This window comes from Aeromonas sp. R4-2 (assembly GCF_040908295.1).
In the GTDB taxonomy this organism is placed as follows: Bacteria; Pseudomonadota; Gammaproteobacteria; order Enterobacterales; family Aeromonadaceae; genus Aeromonas; species Aeromonas veronii.
Genome location: NZ_JBFODL010000019.1, coordinates 15,427 through 34,791 on the forward strand (window position 1 = coordinate 15,427; position 19,365 = coordinate 34,791).

A 19,365-nucleotide genomic window follows, 5' to 3' on the forward strand; every position below is an offset into this window, starting at 1 on the left:
ACATTCCCATGGAACAGACAATGGCGATGCGCGCCACCCACCAGCGTGGGGAGCAGCCGCGCTGGTCGCTTACCACCGCTCAGGCGGGCATCTGGTTTGCCCAGCAAAAATATCCGCAGAGCCCCGCCTGCAATACCGGCGAGTACTGGCTGCTGGAGGGGGCGCTGGCTCCCCATCACTTCACCCGCGCTGTGCGCCAGACCATCGACGAGATCCCCGGTCTGCACTGCGCTTTTGTGGCCACTGCCGATGGCCCGCAGATGGTGGCCAACCCCGCCTGCTGGCAGCTGGCAGAGCGGGATCTGCGCAGCGAAGCCGACCCACTCGCGGCCGCGCAGGTCGAGATGCGTGCGCAGTTGGCCGTCCCCTTCAATCTGGCCGGGGGGCCGCTGTTTGCCACCACCCTTTATCGCCTTGACGAGGGGCGGTGGGCCTGGTTTATCGCTGTGCACCATATCGCCATCGACGGCTTTGGCCTGAGTTTGCTCTCCCAGCGGGTGGTGAGCTGGTATGAGGCGCTCTGCGCCGGTGAGCAGCCTGCCCCCTGTCGCTATGCATCCCAGCAAGAGCTGCTGGCCGAGGAGGCGGCTTATCAGGATTCGCCGCGTGCCGCGCGGGATCGCGATTTCTTCGTGCAGCAGTTGGCCGGGGTGGAGAATCCGGCGTCGCTCTCCCGCCGTCCGGCGCAAGGGCCGGGACCCACATATCGTCTTGAGCAGCGGCTGGCTGGCCGCCAGTGGCAGGCATTGGTGGCACGGGCGAGTCGTTCGGCCTGTCACCCATACAGTCTGCTGCTGGCGGCGGTGGCCAACTATGTGCAGCGGATGAGCGGCGCTGGCGAGGTGGTGCTGGGTATTCCGCTGATGGGGCGGCTGGGCTCAGCGGCGGCCGATACCCCCTGCATGAAGGTCAATGTGGTGCCCCTGCGCATCGAGCTGAGTGGCTCCAGCCGGGTTGGAGAGTTGCTGGCACAGGTCGAGCGGCAATTTGCCGCCCTGCGCCGTCATCAGGGCTGCCGTCAGGAGTGGTTGCAGCAGCGTCAGCCGGGCCAGCCGCTGTTTGGCCCTCAGGTCAATTTGATGCCCTTTGCCCGCACCCTCAGCTTTGGTGAAGGGCACAACCAGGTTCGTGGCGAGGTGCAGGTGCTGGCGGCGGGGCCGGTGGAGGAGTGCGCCTTCTACTTTGCCGAGGAGGCAGGCGCTATGACCCTGACCCTCGAAGCACATCAGGGGCGCTTCAGCCATCAGGAGAGCGAGCGTCATCTGGCCCGGCTGCTGGCCTATCTGGCTGCCTGGAGTGAGGCGGGTGACGAGGCCCTGGCGGTGCGTTTGCCGCTGTTGCTGCCCTGCGAGCAAGCTGAGCTGGAGCACTGGAACCAGACCGATCATCCGCTGCCGACCACTACCCTGAGCGCTCTGCTGGCCGAAGGGCTGGCGGCGGCGGATCAGAGCGCCATCGCGCTGGAGTGTGGCGCCGAGCGCTGGAGTGTGGCCGAGTTGCGCCAGCGTACCCGTCAGCTGGCCTGCTATCTGGCGGGGAGGGGCGTGAGCCCCGGTTGTCGGGTGGCGGTGGTGATCCCGCGCGCTCCCGAGCTTATTCTCGCCCAGCAGGCCATCATGGCGGTAGGTGCCGTCTATGTGCCCGTTGATCCGGACTATCCGGCGGAGCGGATCGGCTACATTCTCGCCAGCAGCGATCCTGCGCTGGTGCTGACCAGTCGTACGCTTCAGATGCCGCTCGATGTGGCGGCGCCACTTGTCTGCCTCGATGCCCCCGGTGTGGCAGAGCAACTGGCGACGATAGACGTGGCGGGGATAGCACCTTGTGATCTGCCAGCCCCTAAACCGGAAGATGCGGCCTACATCATCTACACCTCCGGTTCGACCGGTCGGCCCAAAGGGGTGGTGGTGAGCCATGGCGCCATCGTCAACCGGCTGCTCTGGATGCAGCACATGTATCCCATCGGCCCGGCGGATCGGGTGCTGCAAAAGACCCCTGCTGGCTTTGATGTCTCCATCTGGGAGTTTTTCTGGCCCTTTATGACAGGGGCGCGGCTGGTGCTCGCCAAACCGGGCGGCCACAAGGATCCCGCCTACCTTGCCGAGCTGATTGAGCAGGCCGGGATCACCACCTTGCACTTTGTTCCCTCCATGCTGCAGATCTTCGTCGCACAAGCCGAGCCTGCGCGTTGCCGCGCCCTGCGGCAGGTCTTCTGCTCCGGCGAGGCGCTGCCCGCGGATCTGGTGCAGCGCTGGTATGGGATATTTTCAGCTCCCCTGCACAACCTCTATGGCCCGACCGAGGCGGCGGTGGATGTCACCTGGTATCCCTGCCGGGCAGACGAGGCGGTGACCAGCGTGCCCATCGGTTATCCGGTCTGGAATACCTGTATCCACATTCTCGACCCCTGGTTGCAGCCAGTGCCGCCCGGTGTGGCGGGGGAGCTCTGGATCGGCGGCGTGCAGGTGGCGGAGGGCTACTTTGGCCAGCCCGAGCTCACCGCCGAGCGCTTTATTGCCAACCCCTTCGGAGCGGGACGGCTCTATCGCAGCGGCGATCTGGCCGCCTGGCGCGAGGATGGCGCCATCGAGTATCTGGGGCGCCTCGATTTTCAGGTGAAGATCCGTGGCCAGCGCATCGAACTGGAGGAGATCGAGCAGGTGCTGCTGCGCCATCCCCGAGTGGCGCTGGCGGTAGTGTTGGCCCCCGAATTTGCCCCCGGCGATCGCCGTCTGGTGGCCTACGTGGTGGCCGCAGATAGCAGCGAGTTGACGCTGACCGAGTTGGTACCCACCCTTGGCGCAGCCTTGCCTGACTACATGGTGCCGGGGCTTCTGGTAAACCTGGCCGAACTGCCGCTTACCCCCAATGGCAAGCTGGATCGCAAGGGGCTGCCGCTGCCCGACATGGCGTCGGCGGTGGGTCAGTCACTGCCGAAAACCCTGCTGGAGGAGCGGCTCTGTCGCCTCTTCGCCGAGATACTGGGGCTGGCGCGGGTCGGCGCCGACGATAACTTCTTTGCCCTTGGCGGCCACTCCCTGCTGGCGGCGCAGTTGGTGGTGCGTATTGAAGAGTCGACCGGACAGACTCTCACCTTGGCCAGTCTGTTCGAAGCGCCGAGCCCCGCCCAGCTGGCGTGCCGTCTTGGCGGTGAGCGGGAGGCCATGCCCATGCTGTTGCCCCTGCGGGCGCATGGTGCGCAGTCTGGCACATCGTGCCCCACCCTCTTTTGCGTCCACCCCGCCGGCGGGCTCGGCTGGTGTTATGCGCCACTGGTGCCCCATCTGCCGACCGACATGGCCGTCTATGCCCTGCAGGCGCGGGCGCTCTGTCAGCCGGATGCCCCGCTGCCCGTCAGCTTCGACGAGCTGGCGCTCGATTATGTGACCGAGCTGCGTCGTCAGCAGAGCGAGGGGCCTTACTGGCTGCTCGGCTGGTCGCTCGGGGGCATGCTGGTGCACCGGATGGCCGCCATGCTGCAAGAGCAGGGACAAGAGGTGGCCATGGTGCTGCTGCTCGACGCCTACCCCTGCCTGCAGTGGCAGACCCAGCCGTTGCCCGACGAGCAGAGGATGCTCGATGCGCTGCTGCGGATGGGGGGCATTGCGGTTGCGGACGAGGCGTTGGACTCTCTCACTCGCGACGAGGTAGTGGCCCGGCTGGGGGCGGAGGGGAGTGCGCTGGCCATGCTCGACGAGCAGGTGGTGAGCGCCATGATTGAGCTGGTGGGCCACAACAACCGGCTGATCCGTGAGCCGGTCGACTACTGCTACCACGGGGAGGTGATCTTTATCGAGGCGTCAGCTTCCCGCCAGCCCTGGCTGGATGGGCGCGGCTGGGAGTCGCTGACAAAAGGGGACATCCGCTATGAGCGCTTCCCCTGCCTGCATCAGGATATGGTGCATCCCGACTGGCTGGCAAAGATCGGCGCCCTTATTGGTGAGCGGGTCGATGGGGTCGGGCAGCAACCGCACATCCGGCAGAAGGAGGACGCATGACCCCGGTTGCCGCCATCCGGGAAGCCTTGCTGGCGGGCAAGCTGGTGGGGCTGGGGGAGCCGCACTGGCACCCGGATTTTATCCGGCGCCAGCACGCCTGGCTCTGCGATCCGGCGCTCTGGGGAGTCATGACCGATCTGGTGCTGGAGTGCGGCAACCGCCGCCATCAGGGCTTGCTCGATGCCTGGCTGACGGGGGAGGAGAGCTGGCAGGGTGAGCCGCTGACGCTGGCACGGCTCTATCCGGTCTGGCTCGACTCTTGCGCCTTTCCTGCCTGGATGGCCCCCGAGTTTCCGGCTCTCTTTTCCGCTCTGCGCCAGAGCAATCTGGTGCGCCCTGAACATATGCGACTGCGGGTGCATCTCTGCGAGCCCTCATTCGAGTGGCAGGAGATGAGCCCGGAGCGCTGGCAGCAACACAACAGGGGGCGGGATCAGGCGCTGGCCGACTATCTTCTTGCACTTCCCGCCCGCGGCGTGGTGGTGCTGGCAGGGGCGCGCCATCTGCTCAAAGTCGCAGGGGATCCCCACTTTGCGCAGCCGACGCTGGGCCAGTTGCTGGAGGCCGCACGGCCGGGTTGGCTGCAGGTGCTTCACCCTTGGCCAATGGCTGATGGAAAGGGAGATGAGGAAGAGGTGCGAGTGTGCGAGCTGGCCGGGATCGCGACTGCCGACCTCTATCCCCACTGGCCGACGCATCCGCCGCTGGAGACTCTTATCGACAGGTTGGTGCGCGTGGCTGACCGGGGACGGGAGATGCGAATTTGCCCGACCTTGCTGGCCGAGCCCTGGCGCAGCCACTTGCTAAGCCGCGCTCACTTGCTGCCAGCTGGCATGGCCCGCCAGCTGCAACACTGGCTGGCGTAACTACTGGTTGGTGTAACCGCTGACTTGAGTAACAGAAGGGGGGCAAGGCTCCCCTTTTTCACATTTTGCATCCTGCATTCAGCGCTGCAAAGTTGCACCATTTACGGCATATCTTGCCACTCATCGCCGAAAATTCAGCTCCTTCGCTACTTTAAAGAAGTTTCTACTGGTCTTACCTGAGCAAATCTCTTTGCTTTTTATTTAACAAGGTATTTACATCTAGGTGTCACCAGCATCGGTGACGCTCACAACGGCAAGGAGCCAGTTATGACCCATGTCGACATCCCTTTCCTTCGTTACCTCGATGCGGAAGGGTGCCCGGTCGCCACCTTACCGACCTGGCTGGACAAGGCGATACTGCACACCTTCTACCGCAATATGGTGATGGTGCGCAGCTATGACAAAAAAGCGATTGCGCTGCAACGAACCGGCAAACTCGGTACTTTTCCCTCCCATCTCGGCGCAGAAGCCGTGGGGATTGGCATTGGTCTGGCCATGCAGCCGCAGGATGTCTACGTTCCCTACTATCGGGACATGCCCACCCTCTATGTGCGGGGCGTGCCGATGGAGAAGAACCTGCAATATTGGGGTGGTGACGAGCGGGGCAGTTATTTTCTCAAACCCGATGGGACCCCCTCTGAAGATCTCCCCATCTGCGTCCCCATCGCCACCCAGATCACCCACGCTTGCGGTATTGCCTCGGCCTTCAAACTGCGTAATCAACCGCGCGTCGCCGTAGTCACTATCGGCGACGGCGGTACCTCCAAGGGTGATTTTCTAGAGGGGCTCAACTGCGCCGGGGTCTGGCATCTGCCGATGGTCATCATCGTCAACAACAACCAGTGGGCCATCTCGGTGCCGCGCAAGCTGCAATCGAGCGCTCCTACGCTGGCCCAAAAGGGGATTGGTGCAGGGGTGCGCAGCCTGCAGGTGGATGGCAACGATGTGGTGGCGGTCTACGATGCCGCGCGCAATGCCGTCGAACGGGCCCGCAGCGGCAAGGGGCCGACCCTGATAGAAGCGGTCAGTTATCGCCTCGGCGATCACACCACGGCCGACGATGCCACTCGCTATCGCGATGGGGCCGAGGTCGAGGCCGCCTGGGCGAAAGAGCCGGTCAAGCGGCTGCGCCAGTTTATGCACAGCCAGGGCTGGTGGGATGAGGAGCAGGAGCAGAGCCTGCTGGCGGAGGCTACCCGAGAGGTAGAGCAGGCGGTTGCCCGTTATGAGGCGATGGCGCCCCAGCCGCCGGAGGCGATGCTCGATTATCACTATGCCAGCCTGCCCGCCGAACTCTTGCCCCAGCGCGAGCGAGTGATTGCCAAGGGGATGAAGCAGGAGGTTGGTCATGAGTGAGATCAGTTTGCTGGAAGCGGTCAACATGGCCCTTCACTACGAGATGGAACACGACCCGGATGTGGTGGTACTGGGCGAGGATGTGGGGGTCAACGGCGGGGTGTTTCGCGCCACTGTGGGCCTGCGCGACAAGTTCGGTTTCAAGCGGGTGATCGACACGCCGCTTGCCGAGGGATTGATCGCCGGGGTGGCGGTCGGCATGGCGACCCAGGGGCTCAAGCCGGTGGCTGAGTTCCAGTTTCAGGGTTTCATCTTCCCCGGGATGGAGCAGATCATCTGTCAGGCGGCGCGGATGCGAAACCGCACCCGTGGCCGCCTCTCCTGTCCCCTTGTCTATCGCTCCCCGTATGGCGCGGGCATTCATTCGCCTGAACATCACAGCGAGAGTGTCGAGGCGCTGTTTGCCCATATCCCTGGGATACGGGTAGTGATCCCCTCCAGCCCGAGGCGTGCTTATGGCCTGCTGCTCTCGGCCATCCGCGATCCGGATCCCGTGATGTTTTTCGAACCGGACCGCATCTATCGCTCGATGAAATCCGAGGTGGTGGATGACGGTGTCGGCCTGCCGCTGGATGTCTGCTTCACCCTGCGCCCGGGCCGGGATATCACGGTAGTGGCCTGGGGGGCTTGCATCCAGGAGGTGATGCGGGCGGCGAACCTGCTGGCCGAGCAGGATATCCAGTGCGAGGTGCTGGATCTGGCCACCATCAAGCCGCTGGATATGGAGACCATCCTCACCTCGGTACGCAAGACCGGCCGTTTACTGGTGGTACACGAGGCGTGTGGCAGCTTCGGAGTCGGGGCCGAAATTGTGGCGCGGGTGACCGAGCAGGCACTTCCCAGCCTCAAGGCGCCGCCCAAACGGCTGACCGGCGTGGATGCAGCCGTTCCCTACTATCGCAACGAAGCGTATTACCTCATCACCGAGCAGGATATCGCCGATGCCGCTCACCAGCTGATGGAGAACCAGTGGCTATGAAATTTTTCAAATTACCGGATCTGGGTGAAGGGTTGGCCGAAGCCGAGATCGTCGAATGGAAGGTGAGTGCCGGGGATACCGTCGAGGTCGATCAGGTGCTGTTGTCGGTGGAAACGGCCAAGGCGCTGGTGGATGTGCCCTCTCCGGTAGCCGGAGTGATTGCCCGTCTCTGCGGCGCCGAGGGGGATATCCTCCATATCGGTGCGCCGCTGGTGGAGTTCGAGGGGGGCGAAGATGATGGCACCGTGGTGGGCAAGGTGAGTGCCCATCAGCAGCATATCGAGGATCACTTCGTGGTGGGGGCCATTGCCCCGGGGGGAGCGCTGGTGCAAGCCATGCCTGCCGTGCGCCTGCTGGCGCAGAAGCTGGGTCTGGAAATCGACCGGATCAAGGGAAGTGGCAGCGGCGGCATGGTGACCGAGCTGGATGTGCAGCAGGCATTCGAGGCCCAGCAGAGCAGTGGCAACGAATTCCTCAAAGGGTCGCGCAGGGCCATGGCCAAGGCGATGGAGCTCTCTCATCAGACTGTGGTGCCGGTCAGCATCACCGACGAGGTGGATTTGCGTCACTGGCGGCCTGATGAGGATGTGACGGTGCGCCTTATCAAGGCCATTGGCGTGGCGTGCCGCGCCGAGCCCTCGATGAATGCCTGGTTTGATGGCGACACCCTGTCACGGCGGCTGTTCAAAGAGGTCAATGTGGCCATCGCGGTGGATTCAAAGCATGGCCTCTATGTGCCGGTGATGGAGAACGTGGCCGAGCGGGAGGGGGGGGATATCCGGCAGGGGCTGGATCGGATGATCGCCGATGTGAAGGCGCGCGCCGTGCCGCGCGAGATGTTGCAGGGGGCGACCATTACGCTCACCAACTTCGGTGCCATCGCAGGCCGTTATGCCAGCCCCATCGTCACGCCGCCGCAGGTGGCCATCATAGGGGCAGGCAAACTGTTCGAAAAAGTGGTGTTCATCCATGGTGAAGCGCGTCCCGTCAGGGCATTGCCGCTGTCGATGACATTTGACCACAGAGCCTGTACTGGCGGGGAGGCGGCTCGTTTTCTCAGAGCGCTGGTCGAAGCGTTGGAAGCAGCCACCTTATAACGGTTTGTGCCCTGTCATTGGCAGGGCACAAATTTGTTTGCGTAATCTACAAAGCCACGTATAATCCAAACCAGCTTGAAAGGGCGATAGTTATGTCAATGAATACGATGTTTCACATCTTGTCCTGTTGTTCATAAGTTAATCCCGTTTTTTGAGCTTTACCCGCTGAAAAGCATAAGTAATTATTTTGAATACAGGTTTAAAAGATATGTCTAACATGATCACCGGTACCGTTAAGTTTTTCAACGAAACCAAAGGTTTTGGCTTCATCCAGCAAGAAAACGGCCCGGACGTTTTCGTTCACTTCAGCGCCATTCAAGGTAACGGTTTCCGTACCCTGGCTGAAGGTCAGCGCGTACAGTTCTCTGTGACCCAAGGTCAGAAAGGCCCGCAGGCTGAGAACGTAACCGCTCTGTAATTCTTACAGAATTTAAGAAAGCCGTGGTACCTCTGGTGCCACGGCTTTTTGTTTATATGGCTTTTGCTACTAATTCCTATGTGCTGAATCATGCTGCTATCGCTCCTGCTTGCTGCCACCTTGACTCCGACGTCCGATGCGCCGGTACCGATGCAATCCGCGATGGAAGCACAGATGATCTGCCAGCAATTTGTCCAGGTCCGGATGGGCACTGCACAGCAACCCGATGAGGTGAATGCGCGACTGGTGCCTGAAAGGGAGGGGGAGTGGCTGGTGGATGGCAAAGTAAAAGGACCCGAAGGTCCTTTGCTGTTTGCCTGTCATCTTCACCAAGGGGAGCGCTGGGAGCTACTCAACTTTTCGCTCTGGGCACCACAGCCGGTCAAAGCGGTTTGAGTGCGACCAGCAGATGTTGCAGGTGTTCAACCATGGTCATGCCAAACGGGGTGAGATAGCCGCCATCTTCTGCGCTGATGAGCCCCTGTTGATGCAGACGGGCTGCCGCCTGGCACAACTCTTCAGACATATCGCTGCGTAATTTAATCCCCAGGCTCATGTTGGCCGGATCAAAGCATGCCAGTATTTTCAAATCGTTCACGAATTCGTTAGAAACCTGGTCGATCCCAATCATGGATTTACTCCTTACGCTAAAGATGTATGCAAACTAGCATCCCCGGATCCACTTTAGTGGGCGCTGGCTCAAATTATTGATCTTTGGCTGGATGCTGCGTTTCAAATGCTGTTTTTTTCGGCGTAATCAGATGGTTGGCTGACAGCTTCGCCAAGGGCCGAGCCGGACCAAACGTGGTAGGATAGGGCACTTCTTTATATCGGACGGTCTATTGGTGGCTGTTCGCCCTGTTCAAGGTATCGCTCATGGTCAAGATCACTCTGGTATCCCTGCTGCATTCACTTTGTACCCGCTTTCCGGTTTACCACGCTGCTTCGTTGACGTCACTGCTGGATGCCCATCAGGGCGAGGTATGGTTGCCTGCACGCAAGGGGGCCGACATTGCACTGTTGCGCAAGCATGCCAATGGGGCTCATGAGCTGGCGTCACTCGATGCGGGCTGGTGTGATTTTGCCGCCAGCGACAGCGGTGAGACACCCGAGCTGGATGCGCTGGCCAACTACGACAGCGAGATGATGGATAACCTGCTGATGTACTGGCACACCGCCGCCAAGATCAACAGCCCGATCACCGATAACCTGTTCGAGCTACGTCGTGAAGTGGTGGATGAAGCCCACGGGGTGAAACTTGCTGCCGCTTGGGAGCAACAGCAACAGCAGCGTTTTGAACAATTGATGACGATGGCGGCCAATGGCCGGGATCTGCTCTGCTTTGTCGAGGTGGAGTCCGCCTACTGGCTGCGGCAAAAGCTGAGCGAGCAGCCTGATGTGGAGCTGATCACCCCTGCGTTGTAAAAGGGGCAATATGATGGCTGGCGGTCTCGCTATCGAGGAGGCTGCTCTATCCTTATTGGCGTCATTGCCCTCCCCATCCGGTGCCAAGGGGCTGCAAGCTGGACAAGCTGACGACAAGATGTGAACATGGCGCCCTTTATCGAGAGAGAGACTTGGCCAATGAGCTATGAACTGAGCGACACCGAGCGCAATGCCGCGCTGCAACTGAACGCTGATTACCGTTACGATCACTTCATCAGCAAGCTGGTCGAGCATGAAGAGCTGTTCGTCCTGACTGACGAGCATGGCGTCATGATGCTGACCACCGACGATGAAGATTGCATCCCGGTATGGCCGCACCCGGAGTACGCCAAGGCGTGGGCTGAAGGCGAGTGGGCCGATTGCAAGCCGCAGTCCATCACCCTGAAGGTATGGCTGGAGCGCTGGGTTGACGGTATGGAGCAGGACGAGCTGTGTGTTGCCGTGTTCCCGACCCCGGATCAGGAAGGCATCGTGCTGGAGCCGGCTGACGTGGCTGACGCCATTGCCGAGAAGCAGGCCAAACGCGGCTGATAACCGCTCGATTCACAACACCGGTTGCCAACAAAGACCCTGCTATCTGGCGGGGTCTTTGTTTTAGGTCTGTTTGCCAAATGAGTTGTCGCTATCAGGGCTGGCGATAAGTGGTGTCGATGATGGGCTCGGCCGGGATAGTCTTGCCGCTCTTGATGGCTGCCCTGGTCTCGGATTTTAGCTCTTCATCAATCCACAGCAGACCGCCATAGCTGTAACCGCTGTTGTCGCCCCCAAGAGGCCAGTAAAGCTGCTCGCTCTTGGGTGTTGCAGGTACTTTTGGCAGTTTTATCCAGCGCCAGGCGCCTTCCCGGGTGTAGGGCACCTGATAGGCGGGGACGAAGCTCGCCAGCTCATAGAGCCGCTGCTGGATTTGCCGTGACAGGGCCGCCTTTTTGGCAAAGTCGAACTCCTTGTCATACTGCTCCACCAGAGCCGTGATGGCATCGTCATCGATGTTCATGATGTTGTTGGTCTGGGGTTTGTTGGCGTTGACCTTGTGGAAGAACTCCCAATAGGCGGGATAGCGGCTGCCCGCCCAGGCCATCCAGGCGCTCTGGTGCTTTTTCTCCAGCATCGATTTGAAACCGGCCGAGGCATCCATCAGGTTGAGCTCCAGATTAAGCCCCGCCTTCTTGGCCTCTTCCCGTAGCAAGGTGAGCCGCTGGGCGTGCTCCGCCGTGGTGTAGGTGATAGCGAGGGTCAGTGACTGCCCCTTGTCGTTTTGCAAAATTCCCTGCGGCCCCACTTTGTTGAAACCGGCTTTGGCAAAGTATTCCCGTGCCAGTTTGGGATCGAACGGACGGGCCTTGATCTCGCTGTTGGTAAATTCACCCTGACCGGAGCCATAACTGTTGAGTCGCTGGTAATCCCCCCGCAGCAGGGTGGTGAGCATCTTGTCGAGGTTGAGGGCATGCTGGACCCCGAGCCGCACATCGAGATTATTCAGCTGCGGATCGGCGGTGTTGAGATAGAGCCCCATCGGCGGTTGCGGGGTCTGGTTGTAGAACCAGGTGCGCGCGATATACCCCTTCTCGAACTCCGCGGTGTTGGTCTTGTCGTGCCACCAGTTGGGCATCACCAGCGGGAAGCTGTCGAGATCGCCGCGCAGGAAGTGCTGCCAGGCGATGTTCAGATCCCTGAGCACCTTGATCTCGATCCGCGCGGGGTTGAAGCGATGCTGGAAGTAGCGCTCGTCATCCCCCCACCAGTGTTCAATCCGCTTGAAGGTGACCGATTTACCCTTTTTCACCTGATCGATCTGATAGGGGCCGGTGACCGGCAACACCTTCCAGTTGTACTCCTTGACCCAGTTGGCGGTGAGCTTGATGGCGTGGCTCGGCTCCGGGCTGACGGGCAGTGATTCGAGCAGATCCTGACGGCTCTTTTCGGTGCCGCTGGTGATGGCCAGGGTGTGATCATCAAACTTGGTGATATCGGCTATCTGGGTGCTGTAGTAGTTGTTGTACCAGGGGTCGTTGATCTCTTTGCTGCGCATCATCTTGAGGGTAAAGAGCCAGTCATTGGCGGTGACCGGCTGGCCGTCTGACCAGCGCGCCTTGGGATTGATGCGAAAATAGAGGGTCTTGTTGTCGGCGCCGAAAGCCCACTCGTTTGCCAGCATCGGCATGGGGTTGCCGGTGACGGGATGAGTGCTCAGCAGTGGCAGGTTGGTTTCCCGCACGTAACCGGCAAAGCCGCCGTTGGAGTCGGGGCCATATTTGCGCAGGGTCAGGGGGAAACTGGTCATAAAGGTGCGAAAGGTGCCGCCGCGCTTGGCGGCCGGATCGGCATAGAGAGGATCCTGGTTGTTGCTCTCCCACTTCAAGTCGGCGGGCAGCGTGGCGCTCCAGCCAAACGGGCTCCAGCACAGGGTCAGGGTGATGGCGGTGGCGCGAATGATAGGGGGGAGGCGGCGCCCCCCGGCGGTGATGGTCGATGGCATGTCCTTGCTCTCCTGAAGTCTGCTTCCTGCAGATCATGTTCTGATGATGTCAGTCCCGATGGGGACTGGCTCATCATGAAAATTTTATCCTGTCAGGTCAATGAAATAGCGTGAATTAGCGGGTGGCCTAGGCCGCAACGCAGTGCAGGGTGATCCCCTTGGCCGCAATGGCAGCCCGCATGGGGGCGGGCAGGGCATCATCGGTAACCAGCACGTTGATCTGGCCCGGCGCGCCAAGCTGGCTCGGGTGGATGGCGCCGAACTTGCTGCTGTCGGTGATGACCACATTGGTCATCCCCTTGGCCAGCACGCTGTTGACCACGTCGGCCCGCATCATGTCGCGGCCGGTGAACCCCATCTCGGGATGAAAACCGTCGACCCCAATAAAGGCCTTGGAGAAGTGCACCTGCTCGATGCAGAGGCGAGTGAGCGGCCCCACCACGCTCTCGCTCTGATGTTGGAACAGCCCGCCGAGCAGCACCACCTGAGCCGGGGTGTCTTTGAGCAGATGGGCGATATAGCTGCTGATGGTGATGATGGTGACCCGTTTGTGCAGGGCCAGATGGCGCGCCAGCATGGCGTTGGCGCTGCCCCCTTCGATAAAGACCGTCTCGCCATCTTCCACCAGCTGGGCGGCACGCTCGGCGAGGCGCTCCTTGAGCAGGTAATTGATGTTCATCCGGGCATCCGGGTCATCGGTCTCCAGCGCCATGGCCGAGCCGTGTACCCGTCTGAGCAGTCCCTGCTTCTCCAGCGCGGTGAGGTCGTTGCGCACCGTCACCTCAGACACACCTGTGTGTCGGGAGAGTTCACTCACGCTCATCTTGCGAGCCTGATGGACCAGAGTGAGGATCAGTTGGTGGCGTGGATTCATGGTGGGCTCGCATGCAAGGTGGTGGATAGCGGCAAGCCACCCGAGGGTGGCTTGCCAATCATATGACGTCACAGGCGCCATGGGGGCGCCCCGTCAGAGACTGTGTTCGGTGCGGGCGATGATATCATCTTGCGCATCCGGGGATAAGGCGGTGAAGAAGGCCGAATAGCCCGCCACCCGCACCACCAGATCCCGGTATTGATCCGGATTGGCCTTGGCGGCCAGCAGGGTCTCGCGCGAGACGATGTTGTACTGCACATGCCACCCCTTGTGCACTTCGAAGAAGGTGCGCAGCAGGCTCATCAGCTTGGCCTTGTCCCGCTCGTTCTCAAGGCTCGCCGGACTCAGCTTCTGGTTTAGCAGCACCCCGCCGAGAATGGCCGCCGTGGGCAGCTTGCCGATGGAGTTGAATACCGCTGTCGGACCGAGACGATCCGAACCCGACGAGGGGCTGGCCCCTTCCGCCAGCGGCGTGCGGGCGTGGCGGCCATCCGGGGTAGCCATGGTGGCGGCACCGAACGGCACATTGGCCGAGATGGAGGAGGTGCCGGCATAGTAGGTGCCGCCGATGGGGCCACGGCCGAAGCGGGTGTTGTGCAACCCCTTGAGTTCATCGATATAGCTCTGGTAAGCCTGCACCAGCAGCAGGTCTACCTCGTCCAGATCGTTGCCGTATTTGGGGGCGGCATTGGTGAGGCGCTGGCGCAACTGCTCCCCCGCCAGCCCGGCAAAGTCTTGCTCCAGCGCGGCAGCCAGCTCTTGCTGCCCCACCACACCCTGTTCGAACACCAGTTTCTTCAGGGCCGCCAGACTGTTGCCGAGGTTGGCAATCCCCACCTGCAGACCGGATACCCAGTCATAGACGGCGCCCCCCTCCTTGATGGTCTTGCCGCGCTCGATGCAGTCATCTACCAAGGTGCTGCAGAGGATGTCGTGGGCTTGAGCCTCCAGCACGCTGTCGACCACGCAGTCGATCTCGATGGATTTGCGGGTGAAGTAGCGCACCTGCTCATCCCAGCGGGCCATCACTTCGTCAAAGTTGCCAAAACTCCCGTCTTGCAGCGACTGGGATTGGGGCAGGAATACCTTGCCGGTGGTGGCATCGCGGCCACCATCGAGGGAGGCCAGCAGGATGCGGGCGAAGTTGATAAAGCTCATGCCGGTGCAGCGGTAGCCCCACTTGCCGGGTACGGCGGTCTCAATGCAACCGATGGCGGCGTAGTGGTGGGCATCCTCCACGCTCACCCCGAGCTTGATGAACTCGGGGATCACCACCTCGTCGTTGTTGAAGGCGGGCATGCCAAAGCCGCAGCGGATCACCTGAATGCAGGCGTCGAGGAAATCCTCGCTCATCCCGGCGTGGTAGCGCACCGAGAGGTTGGGCTGGGTGGATCGCAGCTGGCCGCAGGACTCCAGAATCGCGTAGGAGAGGCCATTGACTGCGTCATGGGCACTGCCATCCCGCCAGTTTTGGCCGCCAATGGTGACGTTTTGATAGAGCGGGCTGCCGGCGGATGCCTTGGAGTGGGTGCCGGAGCGGATCTTGTTCACCTCCAGCAACTTGAGCCAGCACCCTTGCAGCAGCTCGATGGCGCGCGTCCGTGGCAGGGATTCCGACAATTCCACCTCGCGGCGATACCAGGGGTAGAGGTATTGATCCATCCGGCCGAACGACACCGAGTGGCCATTGGATTCGATCTGCAGGATGAGCTGGATAAAGTAGCAGAGCTGCAGTGCCTGCCAAAAGGTCTCGGGGGACTGGTGGGCGATGTGGGCGCAGTTGAGCGCGATGGTCTCAAGCTCGTTTCGGCGCTCGGGGCGAGATTCTTGTGCTGCCATGTCACGGGCAAGGGCGGCGTAGCGCGCGATGTGAGCGCTGACCGCATCCAGAGTGATGGCGACGGCGTGCAGGAACTGCTCGCGCTGAAGATCGGCCCAATCCGCCAAATCCAGCCGACTGCGCCGCTCGGCCACCTTGGCCTTGAAGCCATCGAGCCCCAGCGTGAGCAGCTCCTCATAGTTGACCGCGAGGTGAGCATCCCCCGAGGTCATGTTGCCCTCGGCCTTGATGATGCCGCTCTCCAGCAGCGCTTTCTGCTCGTCGGTAAAGAGGCCGAAGCAGCGATCCTGCACCGTCTGGCCGCGCCAGAAGGGGGTGAGGGCGTGGATGATCTCCTTGTCGGTTTCGCTGACTGCAAAACCGGCGCCGGGACGGTCTGCCAGCTCGTCGATCTCCTTCTCAATCCAGCTCACCGTGTATTCAGGAAACAGTGGCGCCGCCCGCACCTGACTGGCCTGATTGCCGACAATAAGCTCGTCGTGCTTGATCCAGATGGAGCGCTCCTTGAGGTGATGGGCCAACGCCAGAGCGCGGCGCACCGGCAGCGGCCGGGCGAGATGAGCCTGATAGGCCTCGGTGTAGTGGCGGGCACGCTCGGTGCAGACCGGTGGCTGAACGATGTGGATCAGGCTCTCTTTGTGGGCGCGGATCCGCGGGCTGAGGGTATTGAGGTCGAGCTGGGTCATGATCTTATCCTCTGGTCACAGGGGTCAGCCCCTGACGTTGTGCGTATGCGTGGGCAAAGCTGAGTAAATCGGGGTCATCGAGCGGTGTGTCCGGCGCCTGATAGGGCAGATCCAGCAGGGCATATTTGCCCATCCCCAGGGTGTGATAGGGGAGGAAGTGGATCTCCTGCACGGTGCAGAGGCTGGCGGCGGTGTCGATGATGGCGCTGATCGATGCGCGGTCGGCATTGAAGCCGGGAATGAGCGGCACCCGGATCTGCATGGGCACGCCGCGCTCGGCGAGGCGCTTGAGGTTCGCGATGGGCTGCTCAACCTTGCCGCGGGTCCAGTGGAAGAAACGTTCTTTATCCACGTGTTTGAGATCCGCCAGCACCAGATCCAGTGAGGGGAGGCTTTGCTCAATCTGGTGCCAGGGCACATGCAGGCAGCTCTCGACCGCCGTGTGCAGCCCTTCTGCCTTGCAGCGGGCGAGCAGGGACGCGGCAAAGTCGGGCTGCATGAAGGGCTCGCCGCCGGAGAGGGTGACGCCACCGCCGCTGCGCTCGAAGAAGGGGCGATCCCGCAGTATGGTGTCCATCAGGGTGTCCAGGGTGTCATCCCGACCGCACACCTGTAGCGCTTCGCTGGGGCAGAGGCCGCGCAGCCGTTCCATATCGTCGGCCTTGAGGGCAGAACGGCTGAGCTGGATGCCCTTGCTGTCACGCAAGATTGCCGGACACGCCTGGCTGCAGAGCTGGCATCCCTCGATGCATTGGCGCCGGTCGAGTAGTATGTCCGGCTTGGGAGAGCGGCTTTCCGGGTTTTGACACCAGCGACAGGCCAGCGAGCACCCCTTGAGAAACACCAGGGTGCGAATGCCGGGGCCATCGTGAGTTGAATATCGTTGCAGGTCAAAAATCATACCGCCTCCTTTTGTATTTGCATTCTATTTGCTTTCATTCGAAAGTTGATTTGATTGCGATCAAGCTATTTGCAGATGTTTTATCGCTAGAATGGCGACATATTGAACATCCCGTTAAGGAGTTAGAGATGGAGCTGTATCTCGATACCGCCGATGTGGCGGCAGTGCGTCGCTGGTCACGGATCCTGCCGTTGGCCGGTGTCACCACCAATCCTTCCATTACCGCCGCCGGGGGATTGCCGCTCTGTGAGCTGCTGCCCGCCCTGCGCGACGTGCTGGGCCCCAAGGCGCGCCTGTTTGCCCAGGTGATGGCCAAAACCGAAACCGAGATGGTGCGCGAGGCATTTGCCCTGCGTGAGCTGGACCCGGATCTGGTGATCAAAATCCCGGTATGCGCAGAGGGGCTGGCGGCCATCAAGAGCCTGACCGCCAACGGTGTGCCGACTTTGGGCACCGCTGTCTATACCCCGCTGCAGGGTTGGCTGGCGGCGGTGGCGGGGGCGGAATATGTCGCGCCCTACGTTAACCGGCTGGATGCTCAGGGGGGCGATGGCATCGCCACCGTGCAGGAGCTGCAACAGCTGCTTGCGCTGCACGCCCCGAACAGCAAGGTGCTGGCGGCGTCATTCCGTACTCCCCGTCAGGCGCTCGATTGCCTGCTGGCGGGTTGCCAATCGATCACCTTGCCGCTCGACGTGGCGGAGCAGTTGCTGAACGTGCCTGCGGTGGATGCGGCGCTGGTGAAGTTCGATCAGGATTGGCAGCGCGCTTTCGGTCGCTGATCCCGGTGGCAAGCTGATTGGCGTGATTGAGGTGGGGGTGAAGAAGCGCGGGTGATGGAGATGACCGACTAGACTTGAAACAGGTGGCCACGTTCGCTGGCCGCCCTGCAGTCTACCGGAGGTATCCCATGAGCGACCATCTGCTACTCCCCCATGGTGAAGATTTGCGTCGTGCGGTGCGTTGGCTCAGCGAGCATCACCAGCATGATATCTCTGCCATTGAAGAGGCCAGCCTGCGTTTTGATCTCTCGCCGCTGGATGAGGAGTTTCTGATCCAGCACTGGCTCGACAGCCAGCGCCAATCATGAATATCTGAGGTGAGGGATTAGAAGAAGTTGGCGAGGTTGATGCCAAACTCTTTGGGGTCGACTGTATTCTCGATGCTCTCCTGCTCTCCTGCACTCCTGACTTGGCCAGATCCAGCCACTGTACGTCGAGGTAGTGACGCTGGGTGGCGTGATAGATCACCTTGACCACCGGCTTGAGCGGCTGCTGCTCGTTGCGCTGCATCACGATAGCCAGGCGCTGGTTTGAGAGCTGTACCAGAGTGCCCACCGGATAGACCCCCATGCACTTGATGAACTTGGTAACCAGTTCGGCATCAAAGTGCTGATTGATCCCCTTGAGCAGAATGCGGAAGGCCTGGGTCGGCTGCATACCTGCTTTGTAGACCCGATCCGCTGTGATGGCATCATAGACATCGACGATGCCGCTCATCCGGGTATATAGAGAGAGCTGCTCCCCCTTGAGTCGCTGCGGGTAGCCGGAGCCATCGAGCCGCTCGTGGTGGTTGGCGGCCACCTCCAGCATGGTGGGGGTGATGCCAGGGGTATTGCTGAGGATCTCGTAACTGTGCACCACATGCTGGCGCATGATGGCGAACTCCTCGTCGGTCAGCTTGCCCGGTTTGTGGAGCACCTCGTCCGGGGTCATGATCTTGCCCACGTCGTGCAGCAGGCCACCCAGGGTCAACTCCTTGAGCACGCTGCGCTCAAGCCCCAGATAGCGGCCGAAGTTGGCCAGCAGAATAGCCACGTTCATGGAATGCTCCATCAGGTAGGCATCCTTGGCGCGAATACGGGCCAGACAGAGCATGGCATCGCCGTGGGTGAACATGGTGTCCACCATCTCTTCGGCGACTTCGGCCAGCGGAGTGATGTCGATGGGCTCACCCGCTTTGAGGTGGCGAATGAACTTGCCTTGCAGCTCGCGCGCTTCCTGATAGAGGCGGCGGATTTTAAGCTCCCGTCCTTCGCCGTTGGCACTGGCACGGCGCCCTACCTGGGCGCTGTTGGCATTGAGATCGGGGGAGGTAACGGCGTCACTCTCGGCACTGCCCAGCTTGCTGCGGGCCAGATCGATGCGTACCGTAAGCACCCCCTGACGCACCAGATTGGCAATTTGCGCCACGCTGGTCACCAAGCCCATCTGGGCGATCTCCATCCCACCTGTCTGGCTGGCGATAGCAATGACATACATGCCGGGTTTCAGCTGGTTGACGGGAATGACGGGATAGGATGCTTGAGACTTCATGAGGGCTTCCTGACTCTTATTATTATGAGTATCGTTCGGATGGGTCACACCGGAGAAGTGTAACATCGGATGACCAGTTCGTCATAATTGGCAACCCCTTAACAGTGGCGTTG

At 61.2% G+C, this 19,365-nt stretch carries 16 protein-coding genes and 1 pseudogene; 11 read left to right on the forward strand and 6 right to left on the reverse strand.

The genetic code is table 11. The annotated features are described in order from the left end of the window. The first annotated feature begins 8 nt into the window (after nucleotides 1-8). The 7 genes from AB5Y99_RS16480 to AB5Y99_RS16510 all read left to right on the forward strand — a co-directional run bounded on the left by AB5Y99_RS16480 (nucleotide 9) and on the right by AB5Y99_RS16510 (nucleotide 9,110). Nucleotides 9-3,998, forward strand: a complete 3,990-nt coding sequence (locus AB5Y99_RS16480) for an amino acid adenylation domain-containing protein (RefSeq protein WP_368210189.1) — start codon at nucleotides 9-11, stop codon at nucleotides 3,996-3,998. Then, nucleotides 3,995-4,864 carry a hypothetical protein gene (locus tag AB5Y99_RS16485; RefSeq protein WP_100654075.1) on the forward strand — a complete coding sequence of 290 codons (870 nt, stop codon included), beginning with the start codon at nucleotides 3,995-3,997 and terminating at the stop codon, nucleotides 4,862-4,864. Before AB5Y99_RS16480 ends, AB5Y99_RS16485 begins: the two co-directional genes overlap by 4 nt. A 267-nt stretch (nucleotides 4,865-5,131) precedes the next feature. After that, on the forward strand, nucleotides 5,132-6,220 hold the full coding sequence (gene pdhA, locus AB5Y99_RS16490) for a pyruvate dehydrogenase (acetyl-transferring) E1 component subunit alpha (RefSeq protein ID WP_100654074.1): 1,089 nt from the start codon (nucleotides 5,132-5,134) through the stop codon (nucleotides 6,218-6,220). Beyond that, nucleotides 6,213-7,199, forward strand: coding sequence for an alpha-ketoacid dehydrogenase subunit beta (locus AB5Y99_RS16495; RefSeq protein WP_270656603.1), 987 nt, complete (start codon nucleotides 6,213-6,215; stop codon nucleotides 7,197-7,199). The genes pdhA and AB5Y99_RS16495 overlap by 8 nt, the downstream gene beginning before the upstream one ends. Further along, nucleotides 7,196-8,296 carry a dihydrolipoamide acetyltransferase family protein gene (locus tag AB5Y99_RS16500; protein ID WP_323892498.1) on the forward strand — a complete coding sequence of 367 codons (1,101 nt, stop codon included), beginning with the start codon at nucleotides 7,196-7,198 and terminating at the stop codon, nucleotides 8,294-8,296. Before AB5Y99_RS16495 ends, AB5Y99_RS16500 begins: the two co-directional genes overlap by 4 nt. Nucleotides 8,297-8,504: 208 nt before the next feature. Beyond that, the gene (locus AB5Y99_RS16505) at nucleotides 8,505-8,714 is read left to right on the forward strand and encodes a cold-shock protein (RefSeq protein ID WP_005302803.1); all 210 of its coding nucleotides are present in this window, start codon (nucleotides 8,505-8,507) and stop codon (nucleotides 8,712-8,714) included. Between the two features lie 90 nt (nucleotides 8,715-8,804). Then, nucleotides 8,805-9,110 carry a hypothetical protein gene (locus AB5Y99_RS16510; RefSeq protein ID WP_144712481.1) on the forward strand — a complete coding sequence of 102 codons (306 nt, stop codon included), beginning with the start codon at nucleotides 8,805-8,807 and terminating at the stop codon, nucleotides 9,108-9,110. Here the strand turns inward: AB5Y99_RS16510 and AB5Y99_RS16515 are convergent. Beyond that, on the reverse strand, nucleotides 9,097-9,345 hold the full coding sequence (locus tag AB5Y99_RS16515; RefSeq protein ID WP_005334209.1) for a TIGR02647 family protein: 249 nt from the start codon (nucleotides 9,343-9,345) through the stop codon (nucleotides 9,097-9,099). The genes AB5Y99_RS16510 and AB5Y99_RS16515 overlap by 14 nt on opposite strands. 245 nt (nucleotides 9,346-9,590) lie before the next feature. Between AB5Y99_RS16515 and AB5Y99_RS16520 the strand changes: the two genes are divergently transcribed. Together AB5Y99_RS16520 and AB5Y99_RS16525 are read left to right on the forward strand one after the other, a co-directional pair. Continuing rightward, nucleotides 9,591-10,139 (forward strand): hypothetical protein, encoded by a 549-nt coding sequence (locus AB5Y99_RS16520; RefSeq protein ID WP_368210193.1) that lies wholly within the window; start codon nucleotides 9,591-9,593, stop codon nucleotides 10,137-10,139. A 159-nt stretch (nucleotides 10,140-10,298) separates the two neighbouring features. After that, nucleotides 10,299-10,691: a DUF2750 domain-containing protein gene (locus tag AB5Y99_RS16525; RefSeq protein WP_005334204.1), complete on the forward strand. Its 393-nt coding sequence runs from the start codon at nucleotides 10,299-10,301 to the stop codon at nucleotides 10,689-10,691. A gap of 94 nt (nucleotides 10,692-10,785) precedes the next feature. Here the strand turns inward: AB5Y99_RS16525 and AB5Y99_RS16530 are convergent, their stop codons facing one another. The 4 genes from AB5Y99_RS16530 to AB5Y99_RS16545 form a co-directional block, all read right to left on the reverse strand. Next, a complete protein-coding gene (locus AB5Y99_RS16530) occupies nucleotides 10,786-12,636 on the reverse strand; it encodes an extracellular solute-binding protein (RefSeq protein WP_368210194.1) in 1,851 nt (616 codons plus the stop codon). Nucleotides 12,637-12,763: 127 nt separating this feature from the next. Next, nucleotides 12,764-13,510 (reverse strand): DNA-binding transcriptional regulator YciT, encoded by a 747-nt coding sequence (locus AB5Y99_RS16535; RefSeq protein WP_005350628.1) that lies wholly within the window; start codon nucleotides 13,508-13,510, stop codon nucleotides 12,764-12,766. A 93-nt stretch (nucleotides 13,511-13,603) separates the two neighbouring features. Continuing rightward, a complete protein-coding gene (locus tag AB5Y99_RS16540; RefSeq protein ID WP_368210197.1) occupies nucleotides 13,604-16,036 on the reverse strand; it encodes a formate C-acetyltransferase/glycerol dehydratase family glycyl radical enzyme in 2,433 nt (810 codons plus the stop codon). A gap of 4 nt (nucleotides 16,037-16,040) precedes the next feature. Then, the gene (locus AB5Y99_RS16545; RefSeq protein ID WP_368210199.1) at nucleotides 16,041-16,937 is read right to left on the reverse strand and encodes a glycyl-radical enzyme activating protein; all 897 of its coding nucleotides are present in this window, start codon (nucleotides 16,935-16,937) and stop codon (nucleotides 16,041-16,043) included. 128 nt (nucleotides 16,938-17,065) lie between these two features. Here AB5Y99_RS16545 and fsa point away from each other — a divergent pair, with 128 nt between their 5' ends. After that, nucleotides 17,066-17,719, forward strand: a complete 654-nt coding sequence (fsa, locus tag AB5Y99_RS16550; RefSeq protein ID WP_005334193.1) for a fructose-6-phosphate aldolase — start codon at nucleotides 17,066-17,068, stop codon at nucleotides 17,717-17,719. Between the two features lie 128 nt (nucleotides 17,720-17,847). Further along, entirely contained in the window at nucleotides 17,848-18,027 is a 180-nt protein-coding gene (locus tag AB5Y99_RS16555) for a hypothetical protein (protein ID WP_021231068.1), read from the forward strand. A 17-nt stretch (nucleotides 18,028-18,044) separates the two neighbouring features. On the opposite strand, the pseudogene AB5Y99_RS16560 reads toward AB5Y99_RS16555, so the two are convergent. Beyond that, nucleotides 18,045-19,252, reverse strand: a pseudogene (locus tag AB5Y99_RS16560) (HD-GYP domain-containing protein). Nucleotides 19,253-19,365: the final 113 nt, after the last annotated feature.

Bases quoted from the DNA above. Each gene is read 5' to 3' on its own strand.
- AB5Y99_RS16540 (WP_368210197.1), bottom strand. From the start codon at position 16,036: ATGACCCAGCTCGACCTCAATACCCTCAGCCCGCGGATCCGCGCCCAC.
- AB5Y99_RS16500 (WP_323892498.1), top strand. From the start codon at position 7,196: ATGAAATTTTTCAAATTACCGGATCTGGGTGAAGGGTTGGCCGAAGCC.
- AB5Y99_RS16495 (WP_270656603.1), top strand. From the start codon at position 6,213: ATGAGTGAGATCAGTTTGCTGGAAGCGGTCAACATGGCCCTTCACTAC.
- AB5Y99_RS16485 (WP_100654075.1), top strand. From the start codon at position 3,995: ATGACCCCGGTTGCCGCCATCCGGGAAGCCTTGCTGGCGGGCAAGCTG.
- AB5Y99_RS16480 (WP_368210189.1), top strand. From the start codon at position 9: ATGGAACAGACAATGGCGATGCGCGCCACCCACCAGCGTGGGGAGCAG.
- AB5Y99_RS16510 (WP_144712481.1), top strand. From the start codon at position 8,805: ATGCTGCTATCGCTCCTGCTTGCTGCCACCTTGACTCCGACGTCCGAT.
- AB5Y99_RS16525 (WP_005334204.1), top strand. From the start codon at position 10,299: ATGAGCTATGAACTGAGCGACACCGAGCGCAATGCCGCGCTGCAACTG.
- fsa (WP_005334193.1), top strand. From the start codon at position 17,066: ATGGAGCTGTATCTCGATACCGCCGATGTGGCGGCAGTGCGTCGCTGG.
- AB5Y99_RS16535 (WP_005350628.1), bottom strand. From the start codon at position 13,510: ATGAATCCACGCCACCAACTGATCCTCACTCTGGTCCATCAGGCTCGC.
- AB5Y99_RS16555 (WP_021231068.1), top strand. From the start codon at position 17,848: ATGAGCGACCATCTGCTACTCCCCCATGGTGAAGATTTGCGTCGTGCG.
- AB5Y99_RS16515 (WP_005334209.1), bottom strand. From the start codon at position 9,345: ATGATTGGGATCGACCAGGTTTCTAACGAATTCGTGAACGATTTGAAA.
- AB5Y99_RS16545 (WP_368210199.1), bottom strand. From the start codon at position 16,937: ATGATTTTTGACCTGCAACGATATTCAACTCACGATGGCCCCGGCATT.
- AB5Y99_RS16530 (WP_368210194.1), bottom strand. From the start codon at position 12,636: ATGCCATCGACCATCACCGCCGGGGGGCGCCGCCTCCCCCCTATCATT.
- AB5Y99_RS16520 (WP_368210193.1), top strand. From the start codon at position 9,591: ATGGTCAAGATCACTCTGGTATCCCTGCTGCATTCACTTTGTACCCGC.
- AB5Y99_RS16505 (WP_005302803.1), top strand. From the start codon at position 8,505: ATGTCTAACATGATCACCGGTACCGTTAAGTTTTTCAACGAAACCAAA.
- pdhA (WP_100654074.1), top strand. From the start codon at position 5,132: ATGACCCATGTCGACATCCCTTTCCTTCGTTACCTCGATGCGGAAGGG.